Raw genomic sequence first — 12,686 nt, 5'->3', positions numbered from 1 at the left:
CGAATAGAGGTGTCATACTGAGGTCTTGCGGATGATGACCTGCTGGAAAAGGTAGACAAGTTCAAACTTTCCCCTCTTCATTTCCAGGAAGCGGTGGACCGCATTCGCCGGATTGTCGTTCGCGTCCGCATAGTAGCCCCAGATATAGTCGTCGAATACCATTATCCCGCCAGGTTTGAGTGCCGCAAACCCGTTCACGGCATCCATCATCACGTCGTCCGCGAGATGCGAGCCGTCGACGTAAATGAAGTCGAACGCAAGGTCCTTTGGCTTCTCCATGAAGTAAGCGTTGGATGTGCCCTTGAACTTGGTCATTCTTCCGGCATGACCTACAAGGTTCGCATTGAACCGGCCCTCGACGGCCGACATCGCCTCCTTGTCGTGTTCATCGGAACCAGCCCAGGTATCCACGCAGGTCAACGTCGCGTTCGGCAGAGTTTTAAGGAAGAAAAAGGCGGACATGCCTTCCCAGCTGCCGATCTCGAGCGCCTTCAGGTCGGCTCTGCTCCGGAGATCGAAGCGATCGAACAACCACATCCAGATTGGAAGATGGCCGACGAACCAGTCATTGCTAAGCTGCAGGCCCTTCACTTCAGATGCGACGAAGGCTTTCGTGGCGGGCTTGTATTTCTTCTCGATACTGCGCCGCATTCTGCGGAACTTCATGTATTTGAGGACGATTTTCAGCCCTGAGCCGGACCGGAGCAGGAATCTGATGTCGGAAATCTCTTCGGCGATTGATCGGAGCAGCCTCGAGAAACTCACTTTGCTTGACACGTTATTTCCTTGCTCCGAATAAGGCACAGGAAGCCGAACAATCGGCTCGCTGGCAATCTCACATTCATATCTTCCACCTTGAGACCTGTGAAGCCAACCCCGGGGAGGATCCGGTGGAAACCGTAACACTGGAGAATGCAGTACTCACGCACGCCGCGGCTTCTGGAGGTTATCGTCGAGTGGCCCTCATCAGGCTGTATATCGGAAGGCTGAAAGTTGCGATTCGGCCGACCGCTCCGGAAATCCAGGGACTATTGTAATTTGTCTTCTTCAGACAGAACCACGTGCCATGGAACACATACGTTCGAGATTTCTGTCGAGTTCTCCGGGATCGACAGTCATGTTGTCATGGTGGGATTCCAAATGCGTGGAAGCAGTGTCCGCCAGCATGTAGTGGTAAGGATGCGACAACGCCGAGGCGAGCGTGAAGTAGCAATTATTGGTCTTCGTATCCCGCGGATGAATTTCCAGGATCGAGCCGCCCGGCGCCATGAACAACATGTTGACAAAGCCTGCACCATGCGGGCCGGCAACCATGGTGCATTCGCTCAGAAGCCGCACTTGCTCGGAGAATGTCAAGCTCTCGCCATGGATTATCTCAAAACCATGCCTGGAGAGAACCGGTGCGATCTCGTCTTCATTCAGCACCCTTCTGACCGGTGCCTTGCTGCGGCTGATATAGATACGCCGGTCCGGTTTTCGCTCGGTACCAAAGGCCAGGCGGTATCTCTCCGCAACAGATCTGATCAAGCGCTCGTTGTAATTGCCTGTCGCGGCGGCATGGGCCGGAAGCACCAGCTTCTCAATGGCGAAAGTCTTGTCTTCCGGAATAAACGTCGTGGAACCAAGGCGGAAGGGTAAGAGCGACTGCTCCACAAAGGGAACGAATTGGAAGGAGAAGGGCAGGATCAGGTGGAGGTCACGATCCTGCTCCCTCGCCAGATGGAGCCTTGGCATCGCATCCGTCAGCCAGTGAAAATAATTGCTGCTCCAGTTGTCTGTGATCCAGGCGCCTTTGGAAATGCGTTCGATGGGCAGCCGGTATAACTTTCCGAGCGATTTCAGACGCCGCGTAACGCTAAGCTGGCGGTCACCGGCGAAGCTTTCCTTCAACAAAGTGTGGCCTTGATAAAGCCAGCCATTGGCACGTGCGGTGATGTTCTCAAGCTGCAGAATCTGACTTGCAGGGACATCGTAGCTCAGATTAGGCCTGAACAGGCCGGCGTCTTTCTCCTCGAAGTTCCTTGGTAGAGCGCGGGTAACCACCGTGGGCTCGCCCATCGTTGAAACGGTTTTATCCTGCGGCCGGGCAAAATGATAAAACATCAAATCCTCAGGAAATCAGTATTGGAGCACAGCAGAAAGCTCATCTCGCCTCATTAACCAATGGAGCCTTGGCATCGCCAAGTAGTTCATCAAAATAGGCGATCGTCTTCTCAAGTCCCGCCCGCAGTTCGACTGTCGGCTGCCAGTCGAGAAACTGCTTCGCCTTGGAAATGTCCGGCTGACGCTGGATCGGATCGTCAGAAGGCAACGGTCGGAATACCAACTTCGATCTTGATCCGGTCAGCTCGAGTACAAGGTCCGCCAAGCCGCGTATCGTGAACTCGTTCGGATTTCCGATGTTGAACGGGCCGACAACATCGTCTCCGGTCGCCATCATTCTCAGCATTGCTTCCACGAGATCGTCGCGATAGCAGAACGAGCGCGTCTGCTCGCCCTGACCGAAAATGGTGATGTCGTCTCCCTTGAGCGCCTGGACAATGAAGTTGGACACGACACGGCCGTCATTTGGATGCATACGCGGGCCGTAGGTATTGAAAATCCGCACCACTTTCGTTCGCAGCTTGTGCTGGCGCCGGTAATCGAAGAACAGTGTCTCAGCGCAGCGCTTGCCTTCGTCATAGCAGGACCGAATTCCGATCGGATTGACATTGCCCCAGTATTCTTCGACCTGGGGATGGATGCTGGGATCTCCATAAACCTCAGATGTCGAAGCCTGCAAAATCTTTGCCCGTACTCGCTTTGCAAGCCCGAGCATGTTGATAGCGCCGTGGACGGAGGTCTTGGTCGTCTGGACGGGATCGTGCTGATAGTGAACGGGAGATGCGGGGCACGCAAGGTTGTAGATTTCGTCAACCTCGACATAGAGCGGGAAACAGACGTCATGGCGCATCAGTTCGAACCGTGGATGGCCGATCAGATGCTCAACATTCCCGCGAGTGCCCGTAAAGAAGTTGTCGACACAAAGTACCTCGTGTCCTCGATCAAGCAGGCGCTCGACGAGGTGCGACCCGAGAAATCCAGCTCCACCGGTTACCAATATTCTCGCGTTCATGCCCGCTTCCTTGTAAGCCATATCGCCACCTAACCGAGAAACACTTTGATGTCAAAATCCTGGATAGCTCCTGTTATTTTGCCATGTTCGTGGCTTCTGTTTTCGAGAGAGAGGCCTTTGACGACCATCGTTTTGCCGATCCGGCCCACGGCATCGGAAGCTGGAAGGGCGCAGTGGCGCTCCAGCAACGTGTGGCCCCGTATGTAAAGTCAACAGCGGGCCGGCGCTTGAGCATCATCAACGGTGAATCAGAGCCAATATTCAATGCCGTTTGACACGCCGCCTGGATGCGATCGGGCCACGGGTCTTCAGAATCGTATGAGGCGTGGTTGGCAAAGTGGTTTGCAAGCGTTTAATACGCCGCCTATGTGAGAACTTAATCGTCGGGTGCGGCGAGCGGGAGCCCAATTGAGCGGCAAAAAAAGCAGGAAGAACCACCTGGATTCGGGCGCTGTGACCAGCGTCCTCAAGCGGGTGATCGCCGAAAACGGCAGGGATCATATCCGCGGTTATGCCTTTGCGATCTTCTGTCTGATCGCGACAGCCATGTCCACCGCCTTCACGGCATGGATCATGGAGTCGGTCGTCAACGAGGCCTTTGCCAACAAACGGGCCGACATGGTCCTCGTCATCTGCTTTGCGATCTTTGCAGCCTTCGTCATTCGCGGCCTGGCGACCTACGGGCAGGCGGTGACGCTGTCCAAGATCGGCAACAATATCGTCGCTCGCTATCAGCAGCGCCTCTATTCGCATCTCATGAAGCTTTCGGTCGGCTTTTTCGCGGAATCGCGATCAGCCCAACTCGCCGGGCAGATCGGCCAGAATATCGGCGGCATAAGGGACGTCCTCAACCTGGTGGTCACATCGACCGCCCGCGACCTGCTGACGCTGGCGTCGTTGATCATCGTGATGATTTCCAAGGACTGGGTTCTCTCGCTGATCGTGTTTGCCGTGGCGCCACCGCTCATTCTTGCGATCCGCTACCTGTCGCAGCGGCTGCGTAGCGTGACGCGCGAAGCCGTCGAGGTCAGCAGCAAGGTGCTGGGCGCCATGCAGGAAACGATCCAGGGCATTACCGTCGTCAAGGCCTTCACCATGGAACAGCAGCTGGAAGCCAAGGTCCGGCGCATTATCGAAACGTCCGAAAGGCAGAGCAACCGGATTGCCCGCCTGTCCGAACGCACCGCCCCGCTTACCGAGACATTCGCAGGCGTGGCGATCTCCAGCGTGATCGGTTATGCCGCCTTCCGTTCGATCTATGACGATGTTGCCCCCGGCGCCTTCTTCGCCTTCATCACGGCCTTGCTGATGGCCTACGACCCCGCCCGCCGGCTGGCCCGGATGCAGGTGCAGCTCGAACGATCCGTCATCAACGCCCGGATGATCTACAATCTGCTCGACATGCAGCCATTGCAGCGGGAAAATCCGAACGCCCCTGACCTTGTCGTCACCAAGGCGCAGATCGAACTGAAGGGCGTCGTGTTCGCCTATGGCAGCGGCCAGCCGATCCTCAAGGGGGTAGACCTCATCGCGGAGGGCGGCAAGACCACTGCCCTGGTCGGCCCGTCGGGCGCCGGCAAGTCGACGATCATCTCGTTGATCCCGCGTTTCTACGATCCGGCCGAAGGCCAGATCCTGATCGACGGACAGGACATAGCCCATGTGACCAAGGCCTCGCTGCGTCACAGCCTCGCCTATGTCACGCAGCAACCCTATCTGTTCGAAGGAACGATCCGCGACAACATCCGCTACGGACGGCCCGAAGCGACCGATGCCGAAGTCGAGGAGGCCGCCCGCCTTGCCCATGCCCACGAGTTCATACTCAAGCAGCCGGCGGGTTACGAAACACCGGTCGGCGAACACGGCATGACCCTCTCCGGCGGCCAGCGGCAACGCCTGTCGATCGCACGCGCGCTCGTGCGCAACGCACCGATCCTGCTTCTCGACGAAGCCACCTCGGCGCTCGACAACGAATCCGAAGCCGCCGTGCAAAGGGCGCTCGATTCAGCCATGCACGGGCGAACCGTCGTCGTCATCGCCCATCGCCTCTCCACCGTCGTCAACGCCGATAAGATCATCGTCATGCACGAAGGACGGGCAGTCGAAGAAGGCACCCATGAACAGCTCGCCAACCGCAAGGACGGCCTGTATGCCCGGTTGAACAACCTAAAGGCCCCGGAAGAGAGTGAACTCGAATAAAAGCCCCAGCCATGGCGGGTCAAGTCTGCAGGTTGTCTCCACCAACGGCACGTCGAGCGCTCAAACCACTCAGCTTGCCTTGCTGTTGAAAAGAGGGCAGGTCTCCCGGGCATCTCAGGACCGCGGACGTGGCATTCAGCTCGTCCGATGGAATGGTGGATGCAGCGTTGCACGAGGGTACGGGCGATGACCGACGCGATAGAGCGAAAAAAACTTCTGATCGTGGAGCGAAAGCTCGAGCACAATCGCGGGCATCATCATACCCAGATCTCTGCGTTGAGCATGCTGCTTCCGGACCATGATACAAATTTCGTGGCAGGAGAATCCTATGACGGGTTCCTGGGAGCAGCGGCTGGAAAGCTTACCGCGAGGTCCGTTAAGCTCGCTAGACTGCGATCGCGACTGCAATATGGGAATATATCCCAGAGGTTGGGGGCGGTATTCGGCGCCCTTAAATCTGCCCATACGCTCAGGTTGCCCATTTCCGCATTTGGGGCGCCGTTGGCGGGGATATGCCGCAGCCTGCAATTGGGTTCGGGGGATCTCGTTATCGTGCCGACGGCGGACCTCGATACTCTTGAGTCAGCCGTCGAACTGACGACGATATTCGCAGATCGAGCACCCAGGATTTGCCTCCGTTTTCTCAATTCTGAACTGGGTGACCGAAACGAAAGGATCCGTTCAAAGCGACTGCGTACGATTCTTGAAAAGTTGCCAACGAGCATTTTCCTGTTCACCGAGAGCGAGGAACTCGCGGCTTATTTCCGCGAGAATTTTGACATGCCTGTAGAAGGCGGGTTTTACCTGCCCTGCAGCATATCCGTCCCAACAGTCTCAATTGCCGAGATCAATCAAGGCGGTAGATTTCGAATAGGCGTTTTCGGGGAACCCAGATCGGAAAAAGGCAGCCAGCGGCTCACGGGTATCATATCAGCTCTTGCCGAACTGGCGGAGACCGGCTCGGCCCCTCCGATAGATTTCGTCATCCAGGGTTCGGCGGCGGATTTTCGTGACGGCGGTGTCTACGCAGCGTCACAAGAGTTTCTGAAGGGAGAGCGGAATGTCTTTGTTTCTCCGCAGGACAATCGGATTTCGCCGGAGGAATTCGAACAGCTTTTTCATTCGGTGGACGCGGTTTTGCTGCCTTACGAACCGGCTATTTACAGCCTCCAGGGATCCGGTGTCGTTCAAGATGCCGTCGCGGCGCACAAGCCGGTCATCCACACCCGAGGGATGTCGATGATGGCGTTTCTTTCCCACGGGAACGGCGTGGCTGCGACGACCGATCGGGAATTTGCGGAAGCTATTCTGCGCATCGCCGCCAATCCCGCGAGCTTTTGGCAAGGTACCGCCCGCGCAGCCGCTTATTTTCAGGATGCCCTCGCCGCCAATCCGCTTCTGCGTGTCTTGAATCTCTCGCTGCACGGCCGGCAACAGGGTTCTTAAGCCGGCATGTCGAACCGGAGGCCAGATCGGCCTTCTTTGACCGCCCGCCTGATTTTGGGTCGCGAAATCTTCTGGATGTCCGCGACAGGTGCTAGATACACTTCAAAGGTAGAGGTATACGCTTCCGATGGGCCACACATCCTGGGATGAAAAATGATTAAGCGGATAAGTTTCAACGGGACAGAGATTGCGATCATCATATCCAGCAAGTTCACGTCACCGGGTGTGACGTTCGTGACGGATGGAAGCTATTCGCAGCAATTGGCCTATATGAAACGCCCCGAGGGCGAATATATCCGGCCGCACTATCACAATCTGAACGAGCGGGCGGTCCAACTGACCCAGGAAGTGCTCGTCATCAAGAGTGGCCGTCTGCGGGCCGATTTTTACACCTCGGAACAGCAATATATCGGGTCGGAAGAGCTCGGCGCGGGCGATGTACTGATGCTGACATCCGGCGGACACGCTTTCAAGATGCTGGAGCCCGTCGAGATGCTGGAGGTCAAGCAAGGCCCTTATGCCGGAAACGAAGACAAAACCATCTTCGAAGGGGCGTCGGAGCAGGAAATCATCTCCTTGCCATCCACCCATTTTTCGATCGATCCAGACCAGAAGGTGAAGGCTCCATGATCCCCGTCAACACACCGTCATTCAAGGGACGAGAAGCCGAATACCTCGCGGAGTGCATCGAGAGTGGCTGGGTCTCCTCCGAAGGCCCCTTCGTTCGCCGCTTTGAGAAAGCCTTTGCCGCCAAGGTTTCGCGCGCCGACGGCGTCGCGGTCGCGAATGGCACATGCGCCCTGGATGTCGCCGTCAAGGCTCTGAAGATCGGAGAAGGCGACGAAGTCATCATTCCGACATTCACGATCATTTCCTGTGCCGCCGCCGTCGTCCGCGCGGGCGCGACACCGGTCGTGGTCGATTGCGATCCCATCACCTGGAACATGACGGCAGAGGCGATCGAGCAGCGCATCACACCCCGCACAAAAGCGATCATGGTCGTGCATATCTATGGGTTGCCCGTCGATATGGACCCGATCCTCGATCTGGCCAAGCGTCATGGCGTGAAGATCATCGAAGACGCCGCCGAGATGCATGGGCAGACCTACAAAGGAAAGCCCTGCGGCAGTTTCGGCGATATCAGCATATTCAGCTTCTATCCCAACAAGCATGTCACGACGGGCGAAGGCGGCATGGTCCTGTCGGACGACCCCGAACTGCTCGAGCGGTCACGCTCGCTTCGAAATCTCTGCTTCATCGAGGAGCAGCGATTCGTGCATCACGAACTGGGGTGGAACTACCGGATGTCCAACCTGCAGGCCGCGCTGGGGCTGGCGCAGGTCGAACAACTGGATGACGTCGTTTCGCGCAAGAGAGCGATCGGCGCGGCCTATGAAGAGCGCCTGGGCGACCTCGACTGCTTCGACAGGGCGCCGCGCTCGACCAACTATGCCGACAATATCTACTGGGTTTTCGGTCTCGTCGTTCGCCCTTCGGCGAAAAAGACCCGCGCCGAGATCGTCTCGGCCTTGTCCAGCCGGAAGATCGGCACGCGCCCATTCTTCTGGCCGATGCATCGCCAGCCCGTATTCGAGAAGATGGGGCTTTTCGCGGGTGAACATCATCCGGTTTCGGAGCATATCGGGGCCAACGGCTTCTATCTTCCAAGCGGTCTCGGGCTGTCGGACGCGGATATCGATGAGGTCGCCAGCGCCGTCCGCGAGATCGTTCGATGAGCGTGTTCGCGAATTACGCGGAAATCTACGACACACTCAACGCCGGCAAGGACTATGCGAAAGAGGCTGAGTTCGTTGCGCAATTGGTGCGGGAGATCGCGCCGGGCGCCCGTACGCTCGTAAATTTCGGGTGCGGCACGGGCCAGCACGACCTGATGCTGGCCAAAAGCGGCTTCGAAACTCTGGGGGTGGAATTGAGCGCTCACATGCTCGCGCAGGCGCAAGCAAGAGGCATGGCGGCCGATATCCCTGAGGGGCGCGCGCGCTTCACGCAGGGCGATTTCCGGAACTTCGACGCTGGACGGCCCTTCGATGCAGTCGTCTCGCTGTTCCACGTCATGAGCTACCAGACCGATGAAGCCGACGTGGCGGCTGCATTCGCGACATTAAGCGCCCACATGTCAGACGGATCCGTTGCTCTCTTCGATCTCTGGCACGGGCCGGCCGTAGAGCATGTGCTCCCCGAAACCCGTGTCCGCCGGGCCGAAAACGACAATCTCAAGATTGTCCGGATCGCGGAGCCGCAGCATGACAGCAGCGCGCATGTCGTCACCGTCAAGTTCACCTTCTTCGTCGAAGACAAGAAGACCGGGGCAATCTCGAGTTTCGAGGAACTCCATCCGATGCGGTATTTTTTCCCGGCTGAAATTCAAGGCCACATAGAAGCCGCCGGTTTGAAGTTGAAAGAAACCGGCGAATGGCTGACCCGGAGTTCGCCTTCGCGGCACAGCTGGAGTGTCTACTATCTCGTTGAGAAAACCGGGCACTGATCATGGCGACAGAGGATGCAGTGGCGAAATCCAGGCTCAAACTCGCCGTCATTCTGGAAAAGAAGATTTCCGTCGGGGGTGGCTTCAACCAATCGATCACCGCCGCCCTGCAGATGCTACGGATCGCACCCGAGCCCTATGACGTCGAAATCTACACGACCATAGAAAGCAATATCGCAAGCCTTGCCGCCCACGGCCTGAAGGCTAGGCATTTCGTCAAGCCGAAACGCAAGCTGTCCAAGAAGATTGCCCAGGCCTTCCAGTCCGCGCGCAGGCGGCGTGAAGAGATGACGGAATTCGAGCTTGAGATAAAGCGGCAGGGAATAGATCTCGTCTATTTCACTGCGCCGAGCGGATATGCGCTCGACCTCCAGGCGACGCCTTACATTTTCACGATCTGGGATCTCTGCCATCTGGAACATCCCGAGTTTCCCGAGGTCACCGAAAACCGCGAATTCGAGAAGCGCGAAGAGCTTTATTCACGCGCGGTCGTCAAGGCGGCCACGACATTGACGGACGGGCTTCACACCAGCCGATTGGCATCACAGCGCTACGGCGTCGCAAGCGACCGCTTCATAGAGGTGCCTTTTTCTCCCGCGCCACTGCTGCGGGAGGCGACTTCAGCTCCGGGCGCACTCGCTAAGATGCTCGAAGGTTACGGCCTTGCCCCAGGCTACCTTTTCTATCCGGCGCAATTCTGGGCACACAAGAATCATGTCAGGTTGCTTGAGGCCTGCTCGCTTCTGGCCAAGCGCAAGGGCACCGCGCCCAGCATCGTCTTCGCGGGTGGCGATCAGGGACATGCCGGCGCGATCAGGCGCATATCGGAACGTCTCGGGGTATCGGGCAGCACACATTTCCTCGGCTTCGTGCCGTCCGAGGATATGAGCCTGTTGTATCAGGGCGCTAAGGCGCTGGTCATGCCGAGCTATTTCGGCCCTTCCAACCTTCCGCCCATGGAGGCATGGGTTCTGGGCAAACCGGTCCTTTATCCGCAGCGATTTGCCGATTTCGTAGGTGATGCCGCGCTTCTTTTCGACCCGGACGACGCCCATTCGCTTGCCGACTGCATCGAACGGCTTGCTCAGGGGCCGGGCGACGGCCACTGGCAAGAGCTGGGCCGCCAGCGCCTGGAGCATTTCGAACGTGAAAGGCACGCCGCCGAAGACCGGCTGAGGCTGCTGCTGTCCCGCTTGGCCTCGAGGATGCCTGTGTCAGCCTGAATTCGGGGCAGGACAGAAGGTCGGATCGTTCCCCTGCGGCCTCCGCAAGCCCACCCCCCGCACGTCCCTCGCTTGCTCAAAGCACAAATCTGGTTTACGAGACCGGGCGGAATGGACGCTGTGCGGGTGTCGCGCAACACCGTCCGTTTAAAGGCGGTCTCCAGACTTTGGACGGCGATTTCGATCTCCTTCAGGTCCGTAATCGAGTGGATAGATGAACGAAGCAAAACCGATCGCCCCAGTAGTCTTCATCATTTTCAACAGACCAGATCTCACCGAGTCGGTGTTTCGGGAGATAGCCCGGGCGCGGCCAAGCAAGCTTTTCATTATCGCCGACGGTGCACGCGCGGACCGCGCGAACGAAGCCGAGAAATGTGCAAAGACGAGGCAGGTGGTCGAGGATATCGACTGGGATTGCGAGGTCTTCCGCAACTATTCAGACACTAATCTGGGTTGCCGCAAGCGGATATCCTCCGGACTGGACTGGGTATTCTCGCAGACTGATCGCGCGATCATCATTGAAGACGACTGCCTGCCGGATCCCAGCTTCTTCCCCTATTGCACCGAACTTCTGGAAAGATACGAGGATGACGAGCGCGTCGGCTCCATTGCCGGCTCAAATCTTACGCATGGCCGGGTAACGATCGAGGACAGCTACTTCTTCAGTCGGTACCCGCTCATCTGGGGCTGGGCCACTTGGCGGCGGGTCTGGCAAAATTACGATGTGTCGATATCGCGCTGGGGGACCTTACGCGAGAACGGCTGGCTCAACACCGTCGCCTATCCCGAAGAATTCGAACACTGGATCAAGGCCTTCAACCGGGTGTTCGAGGGCGGGCTCGACGCCTGGGGCTATCAGTTTCACTTTTCGCAGTGGCTCCAACGGCAGATCAGCATACAGCCGCAGCACAACCTGATCAGCAACCTGGGTTTCCGGGCGGACGCAACCCACACGCTGGATGAGAGCAGCTTGGCCGACCTTCCTCGCCAGAGCCTGGAGTTTCCGCTCCGCCACCCGCAGGTGCCCGCCACGAACTTCCTCGCCGACGATACCTATATGCGCGAGCATTGCTATCGGAAGAAGAAGGAAAAGGGGCTGAAGCGCATCCTGAGAAAGATAATCCCGAAACGCTGACGGGAACTAGTGCCGCGGCCCAGCCGTCCCTCGTTGCCGAATCTGGACCCCGCGCCTGTCGTTTGCGGAATTACGGAGTGAATTTCGATGCCCAAACTACGTCTTCCTTTTAAAAAGAAGAAGCCTGTCAGCGCGTATTTCGGGCTCAACGAGCTGGATCGGAAGATCGAGAAATATATGGACTACGACAACGGGTTCTACGTGGAACTCGGTGCCAATGACGGTATTCGCCAGTCCAACACCTATTATTTCGAGAAAAATCGCGGATGGAGCGGCATCCTCATAGAACCTTCGCCGAACAATTTTCTGGAATGCAGGAAGAACCGCAGCGAGAAGAACGCCATATTCTGCAATGCTTGCGTGCGCTTCGGGTATCCTCATAAATATGTGGACATGACTTATGGCAACCTGATGAGCGTCTCCACGAATGTCGAGGTGGATTTAGAGAGCGTATCGGCCCATCTGGAACTCTCGCGACAATTCCTGAGGAATCGGGAAGCGACATTCGAGTTCGGCGCGGTAGCAAAGCCGCTCAGCACGATCCTGGACGAGGGCAAGGCGCCGGCGCTGATGGACGTCCTGTCGCTGGACGTTGAAGGTGCCGAACTGGAGGTCCTGATGGGTGTGGATTTCGATCGCCATAATTTCAGGTTCATGGTTATAGAATGCCGGAACATCGACCGGATGCGGAGCTTCCTGGAAGCCAAGGGCTATACGCTTCTGGACCAGCTTACGGAGCACGACTACCTGTTCAAGTTCAATGCGCCCGAAATGGCCTGACAAAACGCCCGCACGTTGGCTCTCCACACGCGGAGCCGACCGAGCGACCTTTTCCTTCGCCATTCCGGCCCGATCAGCAACTACAGTTTGACGGCGGCCGTTTTCTTGCTAATCCTCCAGTGGCAAAGGAGTTGACCAGCCCATTCACTCGAGGCCTGATCAATGAAGGAGAAGCTGGTTTACGCTGAAAACTGGACGCTCAGCACGTCCAAAAGATCCGTGCAGCTATTGCCACGCGGGCGTCTGCGTCCCGGATCAGATAATCCGCACCCAATGCAACGG

The 12,686-nt window shown here is 57.4% G+C and carries 11 protein-coding genes; 8 read left to right on the top strand and 3 right to left on the bottom strand.

Annotated elements, in window-relative coordinates; translation table 11 throughout:
- Positions 1-12: 12 nt before the first annotated feature.
- The 3 genes from ACSQ3G_RS23185 to ACSQ3G_RS23175 form a co-directional block, all read right to left on the bottom strand.
- Entirely contained in the window at positions 13-651 is a 639-nt protein-coding gene (locus tag ACSQ3G_RS23185; RefSeq protein WP_436111844.1) for a class I SAM-dependent methyltransferase, read from the bottom strand.
- A 396-nt stretch (positions 652-1,047) separates the two neighbouring features.
- Positions 1,048-2,103, bottom strand: a complete 1,056-nt coding sequence (locus ACSQ3G_RS23180; protein WP_436111843.1) for a glycosyltransferase family 61 protein — start codon at positions 2,101-2,103, stop codon at positions 1,048-1,050.
- A gap of 40 nt (positions 2,104-2,143) precedes the next feature.
- Positions 2,144-3,136, bottom strand: a complete 993-nt coding sequence (locus ACSQ3G_RS23175; protein ID WP_436111842.1) for a UDP-glucuronic acid decarboxylase family protein — start codon at positions 3,134-3,136, stop codon at positions 2,144-2,146.
- Between the two features lie 387 nt (positions 3,137-3,523).
- On the opposite strand from ACSQ3G_RS23175, the gene ACSQ3G_RS23170 reads away from it, so the two are divergent.
- From ACSQ3G_RS23170 to ACSQ3G_RS23135, 8 genes are all read left to right on the top strand, one after another.
- A complete protein-coding gene (locus ACSQ3G_RS23170; protein WP_436111841.1) occupies positions 3,524-5,314 on the top strand; it encodes an ABC transporter ATP-binding protein in 1,791 nt (596 codons plus the stop codon).
- 186 nt (positions 5,315-5,500) lie between these two features.
- Positions 5,501-6,760, top strand: a complete 1,260-nt coding sequence (locus tag ACSQ3G_RS23165) for a glycosyltransferase family protein (protein WP_436111840.1) — start codon at positions 5,501-5,503, stop codon at positions 6,758-6,760.
- Positions 6,761-6,913: 153 nt separating this feature from the next.
- On the top strand, positions 6,914-7,390 hold the full coding sequence (locus tag ACSQ3G_RS23160; protein WP_436111839.1) for a cupin domain-containing protein: 477 nt from the start codon (positions 6,914-6,916) through the stop codon (positions 7,388-7,390).
- Positions 7,387-8,496, top strand: a complete 1,110-nt coding sequence (locus tag ACSQ3G_RS23155; RefSeq protein ID WP_436111838.1) for a DegT/DnrJ/EryC1/StrS family aminotransferase — start codon at positions 7,387-7,389, stop codon at positions 8,494-8,496. Before ACSQ3G_RS23160 ends, ACSQ3G_RS23155 begins: the two co-directional genes overlap by 4 nt.
- Entirely contained in the window at positions 8,493-9,266 is a 774-nt protein-coding gene (locus ACSQ3G_RS23150; RefSeq protein WP_436111837.1) for a class I SAM-dependent DNA methyltransferase, read from the top strand. The genes ACSQ3G_RS23155 and ACSQ3G_RS23150 overlap by 4 nt, the downstream gene beginning before the upstream one ends.
- A gap of 2 nt (positions 9,267-9,268) precedes the next feature.
- Positions 9,269-10,489, top strand: a complete 1,221-nt coding sequence (locus ACSQ3G_RS23145) for a glycosyltransferase family 4 protein (RefSeq protein WP_436111836.1) — start codon at positions 9,269-9,271, stop codon at positions 10,487-10,489.
- A gap of 214 nt (positions 10,490-10,703) precedes the next feature.
- Positions 10,704-11,624, top strand: coding sequence for a hypothetical protein (locus ACSQ3G_RS23140; RefSeq protein ID WP_436111835.1), 921 nt, complete (start codon positions 10,704-10,706; stop codon positions 11,622-11,624).
- 87 nt (positions 11,625-11,711) lie between these two features.
- The gene (locus ACSQ3G_RS23135) at positions 11,712-12,404 is read left to right on the top strand and encodes an FkbM family methyltransferase (RefSeq protein ID WP_436111834.1); all 693 of its coding nucleotides are present in this window, start codon (positions 11,712-11,714) and stop codon (positions 12,402-12,404) included.
- Positions 12,405-12,686 lie beyond the last annotated feature (282 nt).

The sequence above is a fragment of the Neorhizobium tomejilense genome, from assembly GCF_964254135.1.
Classification (GTDB): Bacteria; Pseudomonadota; Alphaproteobacteria; order Rhizobiales; family Rhizobiaceae; genus Neorhizobium; species Neorhizobium tomejilense.
Note: the sequence above shows the minus strand (reverse complement) of the source record. Positions and strands in the feature narration are given on the sequence as shown.

Excerpts from the sequence above, each read along its gene's own strand:
- ACSQ3G_RS23155 (WP_436111838.1), top strand. The coding sequence starts at position 7,387 with ATGATCCCCGTCAACACACCGTCATTCAAGGGACGAGAAGCCGAATAC.
- ACSQ3G_RS23165 (WP_436111840.1), top strand. The coding sequence starts at position 5,501 with ATGACCGACGCGATAGAGCGAAAAAAACTTCTGATCGTGGAGCGAAAG.
- ACSQ3G_RS23185 (WP_436111844.1), bottom strand. The coding sequence starts at position 651 with ATGCGGCGCAGTATCGAGAAGAAATACAAGCCCGCCACGAAAGCCTTC.
- ACSQ3G_RS23160 (WP_436111839.1), top strand. The coding sequence starts at position 6,914 with ATGATTAAGCGGATAAGTTTCAACGGGACAGAGATTGCGATCATCATA.
- ACSQ3G_RS23150 (WP_436111837.1), top strand. The coding sequence starts at position 8,493 with ATGAGCGTGTTCGCGAATTACGCGGAAATCTACGACACACTCAACGCC.
- ACSQ3G_RS23140 (WP_436111835.1), top strand. The coding sequence starts at position 10,704 with ATGAACGAAGCAAAACCGATCGCCCCAGTAGTCTTCATCATTTTCAAC.
- ACSQ3G_RS23145 (WP_436111836.1), top strand. The coding sequence starts at position 9,269 with ATGGCGACAGAGGATGCAGTGGCGAAATCCAGGCTCAAACTCGCCGTC.
- ACSQ3G_RS23135 (WP_436111834.1), top strand. The coding sequence starts at position 11,712 with ATGCCCAAACTACGTCTTCCTTTTAAAAAGAAGAAGCCTGTCAGCGCG.
- ACSQ3G_RS23180 (WP_436111843.1), bottom strand. The coding sequence starts at position 2,103 with ATGTTTTATCATTTTGCCCGGCCGCAGGATAAAACCGTTTCAACGATG.
- ACSQ3G_RS23175 (WP_436111842.1), bottom strand. The coding sequence starts at position 3,136 with ATGGCTTACAAGGAAGCGGGCATGAACGCGAGAATATTGGTAACCGGT.